The organism is Myxococcus sp. AM011 (assembly GCF_013372595.1).
GTDB lineage: Bacteria > Myxococcota > Myxococcia > Myxococcales > Myxococcaceae > Myxococcus > Myxococcus eversor.
The window spans coordinates 14,285-33,389 of the sequence record NZ_JABXEM010000110.1; the positions used below are offsets into that span (position 1 = coordinate 14,285).

19 protein-coding genes are annotated in these 19,105 nt (G+C 70.8%); 4 read left to right on the forward strand and 15 right to left on the reverse strand.

The window, feature by feature from the left end; all coding sequences use genetic code 11:
* The 11 genes from HUW62_RS22855 to HUW62_RS22905 are packed head-to-tail and all read right to left on the reverse strand — an operon-like array spanning nt 1 to nt 10,880.
* Complete coding sequence (locus tag HUW62_RS22855; protein ID WP_176435612.1) at nt 1–1,104, reverse strand: hypothetical protein; 1,104 nt, start codon at nt 1,102–1,104, stop codon at nt 1–3.
* Entirely contained in the window at nt 1,104–1,619 is a 516-nt protein-coding gene (locus HUW62_RS22860) for a phage tail protein (RefSeq protein WP_176435613.1), read from the reverse strand. The genes HUW62_RS22855 and HUW62_RS22860 overlap by 1 nt, the downstream gene beginning before the upstream one ends.
* Nucleotides 1,606–4,197, reverse strand: coding sequence for a putative baseplate assembly protein (locus tag HUW62_RS22865; RefSeq protein WP_163869039.1), 2,592 nt, complete (start codon nt 4,195–4,197; stop codon nt 1,606–1,608). Before HUW62_RS22865 ends, HUW62_RS22860 begins: the two co-directional genes overlap by 14 nt.
* Complete coding sequence (locus tag HUW62_RS22870) at nt 4,194–4,622, reverse strand: GPW/gp25 family protein (protein ID WP_163869038.1); 429 nt, start codon at nt 4,620–4,622, stop codon at nt 4,194–4,196. The genes HUW62_RS22865 and HUW62_RS22870 overlap by 4 nt, the downstream gene beginning before the upstream one ends.
* On the reverse strand, nt 4,619–4,960 hold the full coding sequence (locus HUW62_RS22875) for a hypothetical protein (RefSeq protein WP_163869037.1): 342 nt from the start codon (nt 4,958–4,960) through the stop codon (nt 4,619–4,621). The genes HUW62_RS22870 and HUW62_RS22875 overlap by 4 nt, the downstream gene beginning before the upstream one ends.
* Nucleotides 4,961–6,478, reverse strand: coding sequence for a phage baseplate assembly protein V (locus HUW62_RS50040; RefSeq protein WP_163869036.1), 1,518 nt, complete (start codon nt 6,476–6,478; stop codon nt 4,961–4,963). It lies immediately after the preceding gene.
* Nucleotides 6,475–7,224 carry a hypothetical protein gene (locus tag HUW62_RS22885; RefSeq protein WP_176435614.1) on the reverse strand — a complete coding sequence of 250 codons (750 nt, stop codon included), beginning with the start codon at nt 7,222–7,224 and terminating at the stop codon, nt 6,475–6,477. The genes HUW62_RS50040 and HUW62_RS22885 overlap by 4 nt, the downstream gene beginning before the upstream one ends.
* Nucleotides 7,224–8,474: a hypothetical protein gene (locus HUW62_RS22890; RefSeq protein WP_176435615.1), complete on the reverse strand. Its 1,251-nt coding sequence runs from the start codon at nt 8,472–8,474 to the stop codon at nt 7,224–7,226. The genes HUW62_RS22885 and HUW62_RS22890 overlap by 1 nt, the downstream gene beginning before the upstream one ends.
* Entirely contained in the window at nt 8,467–8,955 is a 489-nt protein-coding gene (locus HUW62_RS22895; RefSeq protein WP_163869033.1) for a phage tail protein, read from the reverse strand. The genes HUW62_RS22890 and HUW62_RS22895 overlap by 8 nt, the downstream gene beginning before the upstream one ends.
* Nucleotides 8,948–10,129, reverse strand: coding sequence for a phage tail sheath family protein (locus tag HUW62_RS22900; protein WP_163869032.1), 1,182 nt, complete (start codon nt 10,127–10,129; stop codon nt 8,948–8,950). Before HUW62_RS22900 ends, HUW62_RS22895 begins: the two co-directional genes overlap by 8 nt.
* 1 nt (nt 10,130) lies before the next feature.
* On the reverse strand, nt 10,131–10,880 hold the full coding sequence (locus HUW62_RS22905) for a carboxypeptidase-like regulatory domain-containing protein (RefSeq protein WP_255203588.1): 750 nt from the start codon (nt 10,878–10,880) through the stop codon (nt 10,131–10,133).
* Nucleotides 10,881–11,155: 275 nt separating this feature from the next.
* Between HUW62_RS22905 and HUW62_RS22910 the strand changes: the two genes are divergently transcribed.
* Entirely contained in the window at nt 11,156–11,320 is a 165-nt protein-coding gene (locus HUW62_RS22910; protein ID WP_176435616.1) for a hypothetical protein, read from the forward strand.
* 30 nt (nt 11,321–11,350) lie between these two features.
* On the opposite strand, the gene HUW62_RS22915 is transcribed toward HUW62_RS22910, so the two are convergent.
* The 3 genes from HUW62_RS22915 to HUW62_RS22925 all read right to left on the reverse strand — a co-directional run bounded on the left by HUW62_RS22915 (nt 11,351) and on the right by HUW62_RS22925 (nt 16,574).
* The gene (locus HUW62_RS22915; protein ID WP_176435617.1) at nt 11,351–12,778 is read right to left on the reverse strand and encodes a hypothetical protein; all 1,428 of its coding nucleotides are present in this window, start codon (nt 12,776–12,778) and stop codon (nt 11,351–11,353) included.
* Nucleotides 12,779–12,983: 205 nt separating this feature from the next.
* Nucleotides 12,984–15,656, reverse strand: coding sequence for an N-acetylmuramoyl-L-alanine amidase (locus HUW62_RS22920; RefSeq protein WP_176435618.1), 2,673 nt, complete (start codon nt 15,654–15,656; stop codon nt 12,984–12,986).
* Between the two features lie 36 nt (nt 15,657–15,692).
* Complete coding sequence (locus HUW62_RS22925; protein WP_163869027.1) at nt 15,693–16,574, reverse strand: OmpA family protein; 882 nt, start codon at nt 16,572–16,574, stop codon at nt 15,693–15,695.
* A gap of 354 nt (nt 16,575–16,928) precedes the next feature.
* Here HUW62_RS22925 and HUW62_RS22930 point away from each other — a divergent pair, with 354 nt between their 5' ends.
* Together HUW62_RS22930 and HUW62_RS22935 are read left to right on the forward strand one after the other, a co-directional pair.
* The gene (locus HUW62_RS22930; protein ID WP_240356904.1) at nt 16,929–17,483 is read left to right on the forward strand and encodes a hypothetical protein; all 555 of its coding nucleotides are present in this window, start codon (nt 16,929–16,931) and stop codon (nt 17,481–17,483) included.
* 15 nt (nt 17,484–17,498) lie between these two features.
* Nucleotides 17,499–18,044: a hypothetical protein gene (locus tag HUW62_RS22935; RefSeq protein WP_163869025.1), complete on the forward strand. Its 546-nt coding sequence runs from the start codon at nt 17,499–17,501 to the stop codon at nt 18,042–18,044.
* A 7-nt stretch (nt 18,045–18,051) separates the two neighbouring features.
* Here HUW62_RS22935 and HUW62_RS22940 read toward each other — a convergent pair whose 3' ends face one another.
* Nucleotides 18,052–18,594: a hypothetical protein gene (locus tag HUW62_RS22940; protein ID WP_176435619.1), complete on the reverse strand. Its 543-nt coding sequence runs from the start codon at nt 18,592–18,594 to the stop codon at nt 18,052–18,054.
* 97 nt (nt 18,595–18,691) lie between these two features.
* Here HUW62_RS22940 and HUW62_RS22945 point away from each other — a divergent pair.
* The coding region (locus tag HUW62_RS22945) for a TetR/AcrR family transcriptional regulator (RefSeq protein ID WP_176435620.1) at nt 18,692–19,105 on the forward strand (414 nt) is incomplete at its 3' end.

Genomic DNA, 19,105 nt, shown 5'->3' on the forward strand with positions numbered 1-19,105 from the left:
TTATTGGACCTGCGGCTGGCGCAGCTCCTGTTGCAGACGCTGTTGTCGCTGCATCTGCCGCATGATTTCCGCATTCTGGGGGGACACCTGCAGCATCTCCTGGTTGAGGACCTGGCCTCGGATGAAGACACACTGACCATTGCTGCAGACGGTGAAGTTGGGGCACGGGCCCGGGCATTGGAAGCCCAGCGGGGCGACCTGACAGGTGCCCGCGCAGAAGCCGGAGAGGCAGACCTCGTTGGACCGGCACGGCTGGCCATCCGGGAGCTGGCAGAGCTTCGTGGTGCCGCAAATCGCCGGCTGGCGGCAGTCCACGTTGCTCTCGCAGCGCCCGTCATCCCGACTGCACTTGCCGTCGGCGCGGCAGTAGAAGCTGGAGCAGTCGCTGTCGCGCTCGCAGTCCTGCTGGGACTCGAGCAGACACAGCCGGGAGCCGGGCACCTCCGTGCACTTCAGCGGTCCCGGGCAGTCACCCTGACTCGCGCACGTCTGGCCCAGCGCCAGTTGGCACTCGCCCCGCCTGTCGCAGAAGCCGGTGGAGCACATCGCGCCGCCGTCACAGGCCTTGCCCGCGGACACCAGGCACGCGCCGCCATCCTGGCCCGTGCACGTGAGACCCTTGTCGCATTCCCCATCCGGGCAGGGCTCGTTCAGCTTCGCGCCGCCCCCCGAGAGGAGGCCAATCACCGTCCCCAGAATCAGGATGACGCCCGCCGCCAGCGCGACCCACATCCACGGGAAGGGCTTCTTGGGCGGTGGCGCGGCGACGACTTCGAAGGCGGTGGCGGGCCCCTCCGCGTAGCGCTCGTCCGGGTTCGTCACGTCCACCACCAGCAGGTGGAAGGTGAAGCGGCCCGGCGGTGTCCCTGGCGGGACGCGCAGCTGCACGTTGAGCTGCTGGGTGCCGTCCGGAGCGAAGTCCCGCTCGTCGCCGTTCGCGATGGTGGCCCACTCCGCCTTCGCGCCGGGGCCTGGGACGACGGACGCTCGCGCGCGGACGGGGGCACGCAGCGCGTTGGACACCGTGAAGGCCACCTCCCCTTGTCCCGTCGCGTTCAGACGGACGGAGTCCGTCACGGCGGTGATGTCGAAGGCGCGGGGCATCAACGGGCTCCTTGAGGCGGCTGCGCGAAGCGCAGCTCATAGGTGACGTACGCGGGCTTCTCCCGCTCGATGATTCGTTCCAGCAGCAGCCGGTGGGTGGCCACCGCCGAGGGCGCGAGCACCAGCACGTGGAAGGGCCGGGGCCTGCCGTCGGCGCCGGGCACCGCGTCGTCCACCTGGAAGTCGGTGCGGCCGGTGGCGGTGGTGAGGAACAACCGCAGGCCGCGCGCGGTGCCGCGCCAGCGCGATATCTCCACCGCCTGCGCCACCAGCTCGCGCAGCCGCCCCAAGCCCGTCGACACGGGCAGGTCCATGCCCACCCAACGGGCGAGGAACGGCACGAAGCGGTCCGGCGCCCGACGCGGGTCGAAGTGGGACTCCAACCGCATGAGCACGTCCTCGCTGGGCGCGTGCAGCGCCTCCATCACCGCCAGGAGCGCGGTGAGCGGCGAGCCCGGAAGCACGGTGCGCTGGAAGACGCCCGGCAGGAGCCGCTGGATGTCAGGGCTCCGCATCGTCCGTCACCACTTCCAGCGTGTGCGCGCCGGAGCTGAGGAGCCACGTGGGCGGCAGCGTCACCTTCTCGGTGAACTCGCGCGTGGAGACGGGCTCATAGCGCTCGCTGCCCCGGGGACGCCGGAAGACGCCGTCCGGTCCTCCCGCGAGCAGCGGCGCACCCGTGGGCGAGGCCGCCAGCGCGAACACGGGCTGGAACAGGCGCTCCGCCTCGCGCAGCGGCAGGCCGCAGCCCACGTCGGGACGCCGCCAGGAAGCGCCCGGGCGACTCGAGTCCACCCACAACACGCCCACGCGGTGGCTGCCCGCGTACACCGTGGAGCCGCTGAACGCGAGCGCCAGACAGCTTCCGCCATCCCAGTTCCTGTCGAAGGGGCGCCACCCATCCGGAGGGTCCGCGCTGCCCATCAGCTCCCAGCAGAGCGCGCCCTTGCCCGGGTCCGCGCCACTGGCCGCGGCCAGGCCCGCCCAGAGGAAGGAGCGAGGCCCGTCCTTCTGGACCTCCAGCACGCGCACGTCCTGGCCCTTGGGGCCGATGGGACGGAAGGTGCCTCCGCGTCCACCGCCGCTCGACAGGAAGACGCCCCGCGTGCCCATGGCCGCCACCGCGACGTTCACCGCGCCGCGCACGTCCGTCGTCGCGGCCACCGCGTAGAAGCCCAGGTCTTGATTGGCGGGGTCCACCAGCACCTGGATGGGCGTGGCCCCCGGACGCGACACCAGCTCGAACAGACCCACGCGCGTGGCCAGCAGCAGCACCGGCACGCCGTCGCGCTCCGCCCACGTCAGGTCCTCCACCGCGTCCAGCGTGTGCGTGGTGTCGTCCCACGTCTCGCCGCAGTCGTAGGACATGTGGATGCGGGAGCGCTTCGAGTCGGAGACGAGCCGCGCGCACGCGGCGACGAGGCCCGCGCGCTGGGGATGCGCCTCCACCGCGTCCACGTCCTCGCCGGGGAAGAGGCCCGCCCGCTCCCAGCCGTCCGCGTCGTTCACCGTGCGGAACAACGTCTCGCCGCCGCCCGCGTAGAAGGTGCCCGGCTGGAAGCTGTCGGCGGCGAGCGTGCGCACCTCGCGGGGCACCTCGTCCACCAGCAGGCGCACCTTGTCGAGGTAGCTGACGCCCGGCTCGGCCAGGAGCGCGTCGTATACGTGCGAGGCCCGCAGCGCCTGGCCGAAGCGCCAGCCCTCCGGCTGCAGCGCCGAGGGCAGCGGCGTGAGCACCTGGTGGAGCCGCTCGGTGAGGCGCGAGCGCAGCGCCGCCGTGTCCTCCTCGCGGTGCGCCACCACTCGCGCCTGCACGCGCACCGTCTTGTAGCGCGCCCACTCCACATGGCAGGTGGTGCCCAGCGGACGGCGCAAATCGAGCTCCGTGTGGATGCGCGCGCGGGCCTCCTCCGTCTCGTGCTCGCGCAGCGCCGCCTCGGTGATTCCCTCGCCCGAAGCGCCGCGCACCTCCGGCGGCAGATGCGGGACGAGCAACACCTCCACCGTGCCCGCGGGGGCATGCGACCAGAGCTGCGCCAGCGTGACGGCCCTGGCGCGCGCCACCGCGCCGGAGCTGCGCAGCGCCAGCAGCTCGAAGTCCCCGGCGGTGACGGCGCGCCGCAGCGAGTGCAATTCCTGGGGCCCGCGCAGGAGCGCGTTCTCCAGCGTCTCCGCCACCCGACCGCCCGTGGCGGGGCGGGGGTTGGTGACCTTCAAGCCCGGAAGGGGCGCCTTGAGCACCTCCAGCGTGCCCGCCGCCACGTTGCCCGAGGCGCCACCCCCGCGCCGGTACCAGACGCGAATCTCCCGCCCCACGCCGGGCACCGCCGCCAGCGTGCGCGGCTCGTTCAGCTCGCCCGCCTCGTTCGCCAGTCGCACCGAGGACGCGAAGGTGAGGGTGCCCGTCATCCGGTCCGCGACATAGGCCGGCTCGTCCGGGCCCAGCGCCGCGAAGTTCTCCACCTCGCGCCAGATGCGGAAGGTGCGGCCGTCATGGCGACGGGCCGGCGCTCGCGCATCCAGCTCGCCGGGTCCCGCCTCCACGCCCACGACGAGGTCCAGCGAGTCCCCAGTGGGCGCGACGATGGGCGGACGCTTCACCTGCACGGTGAGGCCCGGCAGGCCCGTGCCCACGCCCACCTTCTCTCCGTCCACCGGGTCGCAGTGGTAGGCGAGCACCTCCACCTGGGTGGCACCGGGCGGAATCGTCACCGCGTCCGCCGTGTGGAAGACGACGGGCTCCACGCCCGCGCCGGCGCGCGACAGGGTGACGGGCGTGTTGCGCGGAATCTCCGTGGGGCGCTCGGAGGCGCGGGCCAGGGAGAAGCGCAGGCGCACCGACGCGGCGGCGGGCGGCTGGAGGCGCACGCCGAGCAGCCGGAGGAACTCCACGTACGCCTTCTCCGGCAGCCGGTTGAGCCGGTAGAGCATCGTCTCGGTGAGGTGGGAGAAGACCTCCACCAGCACCATGCCCGGGTCGTGCGGCGTGAGGTCCGTCCACTCGGGACACAGGGCGAGGATGCGCGAGCGCGCCTGCTCCACGAGCTGCGCGAAGCTCCGGTCGTCGAGCCGGGGTGTCGGCAACGACGTCATGTCGGGCCTCCCGAGAGCGAGTAGGGATACGCCAGCCGCTCCGTGCGGCCGGTGGAGCGCACGCGGTACTCCACGGACACGTCCAGGCGGAAGCCGTCCTCCGCGCTCCGGGTGGCGTCCAGGTGCAGCACCTGGATGCGCGGCTCCCACCGGTCCAGGGCGCGGCGCACGTAGTGGATGGCGAGCCCCGCCGTGGTGTCGTCGTTGTTGGCGAAGAGCAGCTTGTGCAGCTCACAGCCATAGTCCGGGCGCATCACCCGCTCCCCTGGCACCGTGGTGAGCAGCAGCAGCACGGCCTGACGGATGGAGGCGTGCTCCTCCACCATCTCCACGCGGCCGGTGGGAGCCACGCGCAGGCCGGACTTCTCCGCCATCTCGAAGTCCGGGTGCGCGAAGCGCCAGGTGCGGAAGCGAGGCCCGCTCATCGCTCCTCCGTCACCAGCGTCTGGCCGGGCGCGTTGACCTTGTACTTCACGATGCCGGGCGGGGTGCCGTCCGTCAGCCCCATCAACGTGTCCAGGCAGACGGGCTTGCCGTCGATGGTGACGAGCGTTGAGTAACCCTGTTGCACCTTCAACGTGGTGGTGCAGGGCTTGATGGTGGGGCCGATGTTGGGACACCCGCCAATGGGACGGCCCTCCGGGTCCGCGCGCACGAGCAGCGGCCGGCGCTCCACCGTCACCCAGGGCTGCGAGTTCACCAGCCCCACGCGCCCCAGCTCATGGGCACACACCACCAGCGCGTCCACGGTCAGCAGGCGCATTCAGCCCCTCCGGAAGTCAATGGACCGTCCACGGATGACCACGTCCTGCCCGGGTGCCTCCAACTCCATCGCCACCTTCGAGTGCAGCCGCACCCCCTTCGGTGACAACTCCAGGTAGCTGCCGGTGCCGTCCTCCAGGCGCAGCGTGCGGCTCTCGTCGTCCAGCTTCAGCCGGTGCCCGCCCGTCGTCAGCAGCGTGTAGCGCCTCACCGAACCGCCCTCGACGCCCGCGTCCGGAGGCCCCCCGCCTCCGTACAGCCCGCCCACCACCACGCCGCGCGCCGGGTCCTCGCCGCCCAAGGCGAGCAGCACCGTGTCTCCCACGTCGGGCAGCAGCATCAGCCCCTTGCCGGAGCCGCCGCCCGCCGCCAGCACCTGCATCCAGTCCGTCTCCACGCCTCCGTATGCGGGCAGCGTCGCGCGCACGCGGCCCCGTCCATCCGGGTCATCCACCCGGCTCACCACGCCCAGCGTCACCGCGGAGGCGCGAGCCCGAGGCCTTCGCGGAGGCGGCGCGGAGGACAGCTCCGAGACGAAGCCCTGCCGCGCGTCGATGCGATGCATGACGCTGGTGAGCACGTAGCGGCCCGCCACCAGCGCGGCCACACCCGCCACGTCCACCCGCGTGCCCGGCCGCAGCCGAGCGTCGCCCTCGGCCAGGGCGGTGAGCACCACCTCGCGTGCGCCCCGGTGGTCCAGCTCCGCCTGCGCCGCGGCCTCGACGTGGGGGATACCCTCCGCCGCCTCGTCCACCAGCGAGCGACGCGACTCTCCGCCCACGCACTCTGGCGAGACTCCCGCCTCCACGTCCCGCCCCACGCGAGGTACATCCGCGCGCCCCGCGTGCGCCTCCGCGCGCAGCACGTCCCAACCCTCGGCGGACACCTCGCGGCAGGCCGCGTCGCCATTCATCTCGATGGACGCCTCCAGCAGCGACTCGCCCAGGAGCAGCGACACGGGCGCGCCCTCGCCCTCCAGCGTCATCAACCGCAGCGTGTCGCCATGGAGCACCGGGAACAGGCCACAGCGGTCCGCGTACTCCACCAGCAATTCCAAATCGGATTGGCCATGCTGGATGAGGTAGCGCCACAGCGGCCCGGGTGACGCCGCCTTCACGGAGAGGCCCAGCCCCGAGACGAGTTCTTTCGCCAGGTCCTCCAACGTCACCTGCACGTGCGCGCGCACCGGCTGCCGCTTGCGCAGGCGGTGCAGGACGTCATAGCCGCGCACCCGCACCTCGCGCGCTCCGCCCCGCGCATGGGAGAACTCGACGGCCGTCACCTCTCCCAGGAAGAGGTCCTCCAGCGAGGACGAGGCCGCCACGCGCAGCGAGGTTCCCGGAGGAAGGCCCGACGTGGCGAGCACGCCGCGCGGGTCGGTGAAGGTCAGCTCGCACTGCGTGGGCAGCGCCAGTCGCTGCGACACCTGGATGGACGCGAGGGAGCGCAAGTCCCCCGTCGGCAGCGGCGCGCCGCCCACCTCGATGCGCAGCTCGGGCAGCCCCCGCACCTGGCTCACAGCACCCTCCGGAGCGCCTCTGGAGTGGGCAGGCGCAGCACCTGTCCAGGAGGAACGCGCGAGGGGTCGGCGATGCCATTGAGCCCGGCGATGAGGCGCCACATCGACGGGTCGCCGTAGCGTTGGTATGCGATTTCATCCAGGCGCTGTCCCGAGGCGGGCGTGCCGTCCTCGCCCTCCTGGGCCCCGAGCACCGTGTGCGCCTCGTAGTCCTCCGGTGTCAGGGCCGCGGCAACCACGTCCGGGTCCGGAGGCTCGCCGCTCGTCACCGGCTGCCGCGCGCCTGTCTCATCCTCCACGCGCACCATTCGCAGGCGCAGCCATGAGCGACGCGGTGCTCCCGTCGCGGTGAAGTGCTCCAGGCGCTCGGCAATCGCTGCCACCACGCCCAGGAACTGGGTCCGCTTGCCCCACACCACCCGCGCCAGCGACGGCCGCATCCCACCGTCCTCGCGCAGGCCGTTCTCCGCCAGCCGCCACAAGGGCTCGGTCAGGTCACGCACGTCCTCCGTCTCCAACGTGGAGCCGGACAGCGAGACGTCGAAGAGCAGGTCCAACGTCAGCTCGGTGGTGCCGCCCCCGGTGAAGAGCAGCGGGTCATCCCCGGGCCCACCCCACGGCAGCGAGCCGCCCAGCGCGCGCCTCGGACGCAGGCCCGCCTCCCGGCGCAGGACGAGCGTCTCCGGGTTGAGCAGACACCCGATGCGCTCACCGCTAGGCTCGATGAGGAAGGCCACGCGCTCCATCAGTCACCCCGCTGCTCGCGCTCGAGCCGGCGCAGCCGCGTCCACAGCCGAATCTCCTCGGCGACGTCCGGAGACTCCGGAGTCAGGGCGGTGGGGAGCTCCGGCCAGGAGGCGTGCTCGGACGGGGCCCCATCCTCGGAGGCTCCATGTGGCTCCTCTCCCACCGGGGTGGCGAAGCGCGAGGCGGAGTGCTCCTCCGCATCCGTCCAGGTGCGTGGCGCGAACGGAGGCGTGGGTTCGTGGGACGCATCCCGACGCACCGCTTCGGCCTCTCGCGCCTGGGCTTCGTCCGGGCCTCGACGCACACGCCACGGCTCGCCCGTCGGCCCGGGCGCGGCACGCGGCGGAGGAGAGGGCACCATGCTCGAGCCCTCGCGTTGCAGCGCCTGGGACGCGGAGATGCCCTGGTGAAATCCAGAGGCGCACAGGCTCCGCTCTCGGTCCTCTTCACCCAGCGGAGGCACGCACACCTCGCAGGGAGACGCGGGCGAGGCGGCCACCATCACCGGATTGGCGAAGGGCTGCCCTCCCATCATCGGCGTGGGGACGGGAGTGACGGGCCCCTCACTGGAGGACCGCCCCGACACCAGGGGAGCCGGTGTCGCGGGAGGCGATGAGAAGGGATGCGCCGGCGCCAGGGGCTTCAGCTTCGAGGCCCGCGACGGCTCTTCGTGATGAGCGCTCACGGGGCCCTGGCCGCTGACCTCGCGCCGCATCGACACCGGGGCAACAGGCTCCACGGGAGCACCCGGCGCGACGCGGCGGGAGGAGGGCGCGGGGAGCACTGCGGGCCGCGAGGCGTCGCGAACCGGCGCGGGCCGCGCGGAGGCGGACTTGTCGGGCTCGCTCGCGCGCAGCATCCGCGCCCGGAACGACTGGTGGGACTCATTCACCGGGAGCGGCGCCTCCGGCTCCGCCAGTCCCTCCACGAGATGGGGCGCGACCTTGCGCACCCGGGCCACCCAGTCCGCGGGAGGCGTCTGGGTGCGCCGCCCCTGGACATCGCGGATCCAGTGCTCCGGCGGACTCAGCCCCGTGGGAGGCGCCGTCACCGTGACGGGCGTGGAGGCGGCGGAGGCACCGTCGGTGGAAGAGGGGCTCGCGGGCTCGGACGGCACGCGCGCCTGGGCGAGCGCGGCGGCGAAGTCGCTCTCCTCCTCGGAGAGGACGGACTCCGCCCACGCCTTCATCTTCCGGGCAACGGCGCGCAGCCACGCGCCGGGCACGGGTCCGCGCGCGGGCTCAGCCACGGGTGATGGACTCGAAGACGAGGGTGAGTGAGTCGATGGCGATCTGCTGGCCGAGCGCATCCAGCGGCGCCGCCCGCCACTTCTTCGGCCAGGCATCGTTGAGGTTCCAGCGCAGCCTCTCCGTCACCCCATCCATGTCCAAGAGCAGCACCGACACGTTCTTGCACTGCGGCACGCCGTTCATCGACGCGAGGAACCAGTTCCACAGCTCCGGCGACTGGGTGACGCCATAGCGCAGCGTCATGTCGCCGTGCGTGACGGGCCCCGCCAGCCTGCGCGTCACCGGTCCCGCGCCGCCCTCGCGGTAGTGCAGCGCGGCGACTTCGACCTCCAGGCCGGTGCACTGGGTGAAGTGCCCCTCGTTCACCCCGTCGATGAGCAGCTTGAAGTTGTACGCGCGAAACGGGTCAGCGCGCGCGCCGGGCTGCGCGCCCGCCTCCTGCTCCGGCGGGGCCGCCTCGGGAGCCTTGGCTTCAGCCATTGGACACCTCCTCCACTTCCGCCCCGCCCGCATGCTGGCCGATTCGGAAGATGATGAACTCCGCGGGCTTCACCGGTGCCAGGCCGATGACGGCGATGACCTGGCCCTCGTCGATGGTCTCCTGCGTGTTCGTCTGCTCGTCGCACTGCACGAAGAACGCCTCTTCCTTGGTGCGGCCCATCAGCGCGCCGTCGCGCCACAGCCGCAGCAGGAACGCGCTCACGTCGCGGTGGATGGACTTCCACAGCGTGGGGTCGTTCGGCTCGAACACCGTCCAGTTGGTGCCCAGCGCGATGGACTCCTCCACGAAGTTGAAGAGCCTGCGCACGTTGACGTAGCGCCACTCGCTGGCGGCGTCCGCCACCGTGCGCGCGCCCCACACGCGGATGCCGCCGCGCGGGAAGTAGCGGATGCAGTTGACGCCCATCTGGTTCAGCTCGCCCTGCTCCTCCGGCGTCACGTCGCGCACCAGCCGCATCGCCCCGCGCACCACCTCGTTGGCGGGCGCCTTGTGCACGCCCCGGGTGACGTCCGTGCGCGCGTAGATGCCCGCGATGTGCCCGGACGGCGGCACGTTGACCATGGTCTTCCCGTCGCCGAGCGGGTCCGGCGTGGAGAACCACGGGTAGTAGAAGGCGCCGTAGCCCTGGTCGGACATGCGGCAGCGGATGCCGGCGCCCTCGTCGCCCGAGTAGATTTTCGTGAGGCGCTCCACCTCCTCGACGTCCTCGGGCGCGTCGAGGATGGCGATGCGGTCTCTCATCTTTTCGCAGTGGGACAGGAGCGCGTCCCACGCCGCGGGGTTCGTGAAGCCGGGCGCGGCCACCATGGCCACCTCGCTGACCTCTTCCAACACCGCCACGCCCTGCCGCTTGCGCGCGTCGCCGACGATGCTCTCGCTGTCGCCGATGTTGACGATGAAGCAGCGCCGGCCACCGTTCTCGAAGAAGCCATACACCGCGCGGGCCAGGGCCGTGCCTGGCGTGCCGGGAGGCGCGAACTCCTTCACGAACTGCGCCCAGCCATTGACGGGCACCGCCTGATTCAGCCGGGCGCCGTGAGCGGGCGCCCGGCCCACGAAGGCGGCGGTGGTGGTGCCCACGCCCTGGATGGAGCGTGTTCCGCTGGGAACCTCCTCCACATAGACGCCAGGCGTCAGGTAGCTCGTCGGCACGTCAGTCCTCCTTCAGCGGCAGGCGAATGAGCAGTGGTTGAGGCTCGGAGGCGAGCGCCTCCGGCCCCAGCGCGAGCAACTCCCCCTTCGCTCGCACCTCCAGCCGCCCCAGCGTGGCCACTGGCGGCACGCGGGGAAAACGAAAGCAGCCCTTGTCGTCGGTGCGAGTGACCAGGCTCAGCCCGGGCAATTCCACCAACGCACCGGGGATGGGCACGTCACCGGGCCCGACGACACAGCCGAGCAGCGCCTCGGCGGGCACCGCCTGGGTGATGACGGGGAAGCGCACGCGGTGGACGATGGGCTGCGGACGCTCGCGGCGCACGGGCAGGCGCACCCGGAAGCCGGGACGCGGAGGGATGCGCAGCCCCGCCCAGACGGTGGCGGGCACGGGCGTGAGGTCCACCTCGAACTCCGACTCCTCCATGGCCGAGAAGACCAGCTCCCCCAACAGGCGGTGGGCGAGCTCGGGTGACTCCGCGCCCGCGGTGACCAGGTAGCAGACGGAGATCTGCAGCGGCACCCGGCGCCCGCCTCGAGCGGGAGGCGCGGGCCCCAGCTCCAGCAGGTACAGACACACGCCGCGCTCAACGGCCTCACGGTCCGGTGCCCCCAGATGCACGGGTGCATCGCCAGCGATTCGGCCTGCCCACGACTTCAAACGCAGATCGACTTCGTCGATCATCCGGTCCCCCGAGGTCCTGGGCCGGTGCTCACGTGCCTGCATCGCCAGTGACGTCCGGGCTGGCAAGGTGGCACCTGCTGCGGGGAGCGGTAATTGGTCCGAAGGACGGAGCCGCCGTCGCGGGCTCAACACGCTGGCGCGCGTGACACATGCTTCGTCGGACGGAGCACAGAGCCAACGCGAACTCGTGAACCGAACGGGTGCGCCCCCCGCACACCTCCACCGCGCACGGCTCCGGTGGACGCGCATGTCCGTGAAGCGCTCTCCGCACACGAAGCCACAAGAAGCGCCCGCTCGAGCGTCATCTTCGCGACCCTCTCGCCGAGCCTCCATGCCCCGACATGCTCGCCCTCAACAAGCAGGCGCAACTCAATGACGGCACCGGCAAGGACGTCAGCAGCGAGTCCATCGCCGACGCGAAAGTGCCGCTCGACATCACCTGGCTCGGAGGCAGCCGCATCACCCTGCCCCTGTGGCGCGAGCCGACAGCACCCACGCGGCCCTGAGCCAGGGACTCGCGTGGAGGATGGACAGCGTCAGAGCGAGTGACAGACCTTGGGCTGGAGGGGCGTGGTCAGCAGCACACCCTCTGGCAGGGCCGTCGCTTCCTCCCACGTCGTCGTGCTCGAGGGAAACCGCCGGGCCTCCTTGTCGACCTGCATGATGAGGGCCCCTCCCAGCGACAAGAGTGAAGCGCCGCCGGGCCCTTCATGGACGCGCACGCGCTTGTTGTCGCGGGAGATGCGCTCCACGACATGGCGGAGGATGCTCGTCGGCTCCGGCGTCGAGGCGTCGCACCAGGACTCCACGGCCGACAACCAGAGCGTGTCGCCCACCGTCACGGCCTGGAGGAAGCGGTGCTTCGCCGGCTCGGTGTTGTGCGGGATGCTCCGTCGCGTCGACTCCTCGACGAGCACCTTCCCTTCCCTCACCCAGCCATCGGGGAGTCCGAGCGGCACCGAGCCCTCGGAGATGAGCTCTCCGTGGGCCGACACCGAGCGAATGCTCCACTTGCCGTCGGTGGCCACGTCGCGCCATCCACTGAACTGGGGCAGCGTGGGATTCGTCTGGTCGCCGTTCTGGACGCGGAAGGCCCACTTGCCTCGGGCCTCGCTCCACTGGAGCGCCTCCGGGCCGCGATAGTCCGGAGCGGGGCTCCGCACGGGAGTCATCGGGTTGCCTGTCACGGCATCACGGATGCTCACCTCCAGGTCCGTGAGCATCGACGTCAGGCCCAACCCCAGGGTTCCCCGGACGAGCAGCACACTCGCGCGGTCGACCGACAGACGCGCGAGGATGACGCCGGGTTCCTGGGGCCCCGCCGGCAGGAAGCGACGCTGCTTGGGCAGATAGACACCCGCGCGGAGCAACGCGGGAGGCGGCGTCGTGAACGCCTCCGAGTCGTCGCCCTCCTCGCTCCGTGGCGCGGCGGGCTTCCACCACACCAGGGGAAGGCCCTGGTTCAGCGCCGTGCGCCAGGAGGCCTCGAGCCGAGGCAGTCGCGCCGCCAACGCCCGTCCGGGCTCGCTGTCACGCAGCGGCGCGAGCCCGGCGTCATTCGTCCAGAGGGAGGCGAAGCGCGGGAGGTCGGCCTGGAGGAGTGCTTCGATGTCCCGTGCCGCCGAGGCGAAGTCCTTGCGTCCGACGGCGGCGCGCACGGACTGCAACGCCGACTCCGTGTCCTGGATGGCCTGGGTGGGGTCCACGCCGAGCAACAGCGGGACTTGAGCGGACGCGGTGGCGGGTGGCGTCCCCACGGCCTGTGGCGGAGGAACGGGTCCGGTCGAGGACGGTGGGGTGCCAGGCGTCGCCACCGAGGACCGCTGTTGGAGGACAGGCGCGGGCGGGGACGACTCGGCGGCGACCGCCTGCCGACAGGCACCGGTCAGCAGCGGAAGCACCACCACCATCCACCCGAGCGCCAGACGCCACACCACGCCCTCCGACGTTCGCCAGGACGACACTGCCCCGCCTCGGGCTCCGGCCCCTCGCGAAGGAACCACGCTCACTCGACGCACCATGGACGACCTCCCGCGACTCCCGAGCAGCGCGGGATTGCGTCGGCCCTCCGTCACGAATCCGCTCGCCATGACGAGCCTCCCAGGCGGACACCACTTGGACCGTTGACGTTCGTCGCTCGCGCGCATGAGGACCATCTTGGCACCGACCTCAGGGTGCGTGCAGGTGGAGGCGCATCTGTCCCAGCTCGGCCTGGAGCGTGGCGGACTCGGGGGTGACGGCCGTCAGGAGCGCATCCGTGGCGGCCGTCGCCGCGCGCAGCCGCGTCAGCCACTCCCGGCTGTTCGCCGTCGCGTCCACCTGGGCTCGAACCGTCCCGTCGGCGTCCTGCAACATCTCCAGCTCCACCGACCCCGCGCCCTCGCGGTTGTTCAGGTACGTCACCACGCGCTGCACCGTCTGGAAGAACTCGAACCAGTTCGCCACCGTGGTGCCATTGCCGGGGCGCACATCCACGGCGTTCCCCGCGAGGTGCTGTCCCGCCCGGGCACTCAGCGCGTTGACCTCCACCGCCACATGGCTCAGCAGCACCGTGACGCCGTGCTGACGGTCGTTGATCATCTCCAGGGCATCCAAGAGACGCATCCGGAAGCGCGTCGTCTGCTGCGGCGCCGCGGCCAGCGCCGTCAAATCACAGAGCCGGTCCACCGTGACTTCATAGAGGTTGTCATTCCACCGGACCTCCGCGTACCCCTGCGCCGGCGCCACGGAGGGCACGGGATTCACGAAGCGCACCACGTACCCGCTCTCCACGGCGATGGTGCTCGCCACCTGTCCGCGCGTCTTGTCCTGGGAGCGCAGAATCTGCTCGTGCCGCGCGACGCGCTCGTTCATCCACTGCATGAATACGAGCGGGTGCAGGTGCCAGACGTGCGAGTCGCCCAGGAAGGGCCCGATGACGGCCTCGGTGGCGGCTGCCTGCATGTCCGTGTGGAAGCACAGGGGACGGATGTTCGCCTCCCACTGCTCGTTGGTGAGCGCCTGCGTCAGCGCCACCTCGACGGCCGGCTGCCCCACGACGATGGTCTGCGTGAGCTGCTCCCGCGTCTCCAGGCTCCACTCGCTGCGGAAGCGCACGGCCACCTGGCGCAAGTCGCTCACCGCGGTGCGGACATCGACCTGGGTGATGGGCGGATAGCCCCGCCCCTGGAGCCAGTCATCCAACGCGGGCAAATCACAGACCAGGTCCTCGGTGGTGTCCTCCATCCGGTTGGCGGCCTCCACCCACGGGCTGTCGGCGAACCGGGACACGTCCGCAGTGGTGAAGACCTCCACGTGCACCGTGGGCCCATACACGGGCCCGGTGGCATCCAGTCCGGTGATGTACGTGCCCGAGTGGCCCACCAGGTCACTGAGCAGCACGGTCTGGTCGGGATAGAAGATGTCGCCGTTGTCGGGCGCCCGGTCCGTCGGATGGTCGATGAGGTAGTGATTGAGCCAGTCCGGATGCGCCGCGTAGTCCACCACCGGCGCCCCCACATCGCTCCGCGCAATCACGTTCGGCCGCAGGTGCATGTAGAGCGAATAGACCGTCTCGGTGGAGTCGGCCCCGTAGTCGATTTCCCCCGCGCGGTTCGCGTCCTCGCGCACGTGCACCTCGTGGCGCACGAGCACGAAGCAGCGGCTGTAGCGAGGCTCGACTCCCTGCACCAGCCCGTTGGCGACGCGCGCGGCGACGATGCGGCCATTGGCCATGGCGTAGACGGGCCGCGCGTTCTCCCCCGAAGCCAGGTGAACGCCGCCGTGCCACAGGCGATTGAGGCCCACCGGGAAGTAGCCGCCGCCCGTGCCCTCGCAGGCGGTGAAGTAGTCCTCGCGACGGCTGGCGACGTTGTACGCCGTCATCGCGATGTAGTCGGCGGAGCGCGCCGTCTCCAGGTAGTTCAGCGCCCGCGTCGTGTCGTCCAGGTTGACGGGGTACCACCACTCGTCGCTGACGCCGCGCTTGAGCCGGTAGAAGTCCATGGACGCGCCCGGGTCCGAGCGGTCCGCCTGGATGTTGTTGTGCCCGATGATTCCCTGGAAGGAGCGCACCCGCTCCTTGTTCTGGAGCACCGCGGGAGTGTTGAGCTCGATGAGGTCCTGGACGTCAATCCAGGGCTGCTCGACGCCGGTGGCCGGATGCAGCAGGAAGGCCTTGGGGATGCGATTCATCTCGCACATGCACTTCGCCCACTTCACCAGCGTCTGGTACTGCTCCTCGGTGAAGAGCACGTCCAGCGGGTACGTGGCGCGGTTGTCATTGCGCGCGTCGTCGAACGTGGCGACTTTGATGTAGTAGTAGGCGCGGTTGGCGCTGGTGCTCTGGAGCACCGTCCCGCCATTGATTTTGCCCAGCTTGAAGCGGCGCGTGCCGCCCGTCTTCGAGCCCGGATGCATGCTGTAGTCGCACTCGTCCGGGAAGGTGGCCACCGTCTGGAAGTCGATGCCAGGATAGCCATTGACGCTGTAGAGCGCGGGGCCCTGCTGAATCTTGCCGAAGCGCGCCAGCTCCACGCCGATGGACGTGAGGTTGACGAAGCTGTACTGCCCGGAGAAGTCGGGCGCACCGCCCACGTGGTTGGTGCGGACAATCATCTCCTCGCACTGGAACAGCGTCCCATCCAGGTCGATGTTGAAGGTGGCGCCGTACCAGTCCGTGGAGGGCGCCTGCCAGTTCCCCGCCACCCAGCCGTGGGTGTAGTGCAGGGTGATGGTCCGCGTGACGTCGCGGTGGCGCGTCGCCGCGTTCCACGCCGGGGCGCTGGTGGGCGGCTGCTGGTCTCCCACCGCGGTCAACACGTCGGTACGTCCGTAGAGTCTCAGGACTTCCGGAACGGGCATGGTGGCTCCACGCGAGGTGACGGCGCGACAAGCGCCTCAGACGGAGAAGAAGAAGGTGTGGCGCGGGGTGATGGGCAGATAGCTGCGCTGGTAGCCGGCCTGGGCACCGTAGAGCTGCGCGCCCGGAGGACTCTGGCGGGAGAAGTCCGGCGGCGGCTCCTCGAAGAAGACCAGCTCCACGCGTCGGTTGACCTGCGAGCGCAGGTTGTCCTGGCCCTGCCCTTCGATGGGCCAGTCCTCGCCGCACCCGAGCACCGCGGGCGTGGCGAAGCTCAGCGCGCCCCTCGCGGCCTTCAGGTCCACGCGGCCGGCGACATACGTCTCATAGAGCTGGAAGACGGCCTTCCAGTCCTCCACGCCCGGCGCACGGGAGTCCGGCGGCTTCGAGCCGTGCGCGGCCTCCACGCCCTTGCGGAACGCGGTGAGCGCCGCCGTGGTGCGCGAGCCGTGCCGCCCATCGATGCCACCCGGGTCGCAGCTCCAGCCGTACTCGTCCGCCACCCAGGTGAGGACCGTCTGATAGTCCTGCACGGTGTGCTCGGCGCAGGAGGCCGCCCAGCCCGCCTTGTCGCCCGTGAGGAAGTGGTGGACGTTCTCGGCGCGGGCCTTCGACAGGGCGCGGTTGGAGCCATCCCCTCCGACGCTGTCGGTGTGCCCGGCGACGAGCAGCGTCTGCTTCTTCTCCAGCGCGTACTCGAGCGCGCGGATGACACACGTCAGTCCCCCCGTGTGGCCCTCGCGCCAGTTCTCGCGCGCATGGGGCGCGGGCAGCAGCACGGCGCTGCCGGAGTGGAAGTTGAGGTCGTCCAGCTCCACCACGACGGCCGCGCGGCGCTTGAGGACCAGGGTGTGGGCCTCACCCGTCGGCAACCCGAGGCCCGACGTGAGCTTCCGCGCGGTGACCTTGTTGTGAGACATCCTCGCCCCCTGGAGCTCTGTTGGAAGCTGAACTCTAACCGCTTCTTCACCGCGCGTGCGAGTCTCCGCGTTGAGAAGTCGGAGCGCGTGGGTGGCTCGCGCCCGCCTGCCCCGCATGTCACGGCAGCGCTCCGCTCCGCCGGGAAAACCCGCGCGGGAAAGCCAGGGCTTTCCCCGCCTCGGACACGAGGGCACATCATTTTCGTCCACGCGACTTCCGTTTCAGCGCGTGCCGCCGAATGATGGTCGCCGGGCCGGACATCCTTCGTGGAACAGCACATGACGACGGCAACACCTTCGACGAGACGACGTGCGGCATTCCTCCGACGACATGGCGCGGCCCTGGCTGGCCTCGTGGCGGTCGCCACCGGCGGCGCCGCGCACGCACAGGAGACGGGGGGCTCGGAGCACTACCGCCTGGGACTGCTGGTGGATGCGGGCGCGCCCCATGGCATCGGCGTGTCCGCGGTCTTCAAGCCCTTGCCCTGGCTGCGACTGCAGGCGGGCCCCACCACCAACACGCTGAGCCTGGGCCTGCGCGGCGGCCTCAGCATCCTGCCGATGCAGACGTTCATCTCCCCTTCCATCAACGTGGAGGGCGGGCACTACCTCGGCTCCGACTACAACGACGTGGTGGACTGGCTGGGGGCCACGCCCACGTCGGCCACGTCCTCCATCCGCGACATCAGCTACGACTACGTCGCCGGCAGCGTGGGGCTCGAAATCGGCGCCTCCAGCCGCTTCAACTTCTTCCTGCACCTGGGCCTGAGCTACGTGCGCATGGGCGTGGACGACGCGAGCGCGCTCATCGAAGACGCCACGGGCGAGTCGGACATCACCGCGCGCAACCTCACCGTGCGCGCCACCATCCCCTCCGTGAAGGTGGGCTTCCTCTTCTATTTCTTCTGAGTCTGGAGACACACCATGCGAACGAATACCTTCCGCGCCCTGGTGCTCTCCACCTGTGCGCTGGCCGCCACCGGCTGCGACTCCCTCTTCTTCATCGAGGCGGAGGCCGAGGAGATCTGCAAGGCCGAGCCCGACGTCGACTTCCCCGCCGCCCTCCCCGGCACCCTCAGCCTCCAGTACTCGCTCGACTTCCCCCTGGGTGACTTCGACGAGGTGCTCCCACAGGACACCGACGTGGAGACGGAGCTGCGCCTCAAGGTCTTCGAGGTGACGTCCAGCACGGACCTGAGCGGAATCGAGCGCGCGAGCGTCTCGGTGGTCCGCCCGGGCACCAGCGAGAGCATCCTCATCGGCGAGTACCGCCGCGCCAACACGTCGCCCACGCAGTCCATCCGGCTCACCGGCAGCGGCGCGGTGAACCTGCTGGACATGGCCCGCGAGGACTCGCTGGAGCTGGTCTTCGATGCCCGCGGCTCGCTGCCCACGCGGGACTGGAACGCGCGGCTGGAGGCGTGCGCGGGCGTGCGCGCCAAGGCGAACTACTTCGACCTGGTCTTCTAGACCCGCGTCACGGGTGCGCGGGGGACGCGGACGTCAGGCGCTCCCCCGTGCCCATGGGCACCACCGGTACCGCGGAGGCCGAGGGCTGCACGCCCAGGTACTCGCGCCGAGTGCCCAGCACGTTGTCGAAGAACGGGTGCGTCACGCACCAGTTCGCGTTCTGGTCCGAGCCCAGGTGGTGGTCATAGTGCCAGGGCAGGTGCTCCCGGGCCCACTGGGGCTCCAGGTGCGCGCGGCGGTGGACGCGGTAGTAGTTCACCGCGCAGGCCCACACGGTGCCCACGAAGAAGGGCGCCACCGGGAACAGCGGCGCGTGCGCCAGGGCCACGGCGGCCAGCCCGAGCAGCTCCTTCGTCTGCGCGGACCACGTCCACAGCGAACGCAGGTACTGGTCATCCAGCATGTCGTGCTTGCGGGACGCCTGGTGGTGCTCGTGCCAGTGGAAGCCCCAGAAGCTTCCCCGGCGTCGTCCCAGGCCATGCAGCACGTACTTGTGCAGCGCCCATTCACCGAAATTGGAGTACGCCCAGCCCAGAGGGATGCCGATCATCGTCGCTCTCCAGGGGGGCGCCCGGCCGACACCCCACCCTCAATATCATGACTATTTGGTCACTCTTTATCTATCACGCAATGAGTCGGAGCGCACGATGGTGAGCCGCGACGGCACGAGAGACAGGGGCGTGGAGGCGGACAAGCGGCCGGGGAGGCCGGGTGGCCCGAGGGAGACTGCGCGGCGGGAGCGGACGAAGGAGTTGGAGGACGCGGCGCTGAAGCTCTTCGTGGAGCGGGGGCTGGACGCGGTGACCATCGACGACATCACCCAGGCGGCGGGCGTGGCCAAGGGGACGTTCTACCGGTACTTCGTCGACAAGGCGGGGCTGGTGGAGGCGCTGTTGGAGCCGGTGCGGGGCGAGCTGCTCTCGGGGTTGGAGGCGTGCGGCCAGGCGCTCGGGAAGGCGCGTGGCGTGGAGGCGATGTTCGAGGCGTACCGGGCGATGGCGGCTGTCATCGCGAGCGCGTTGTTGCAGTACCCGGGGGTGGTGCGGCTGTACCTCCAGGAG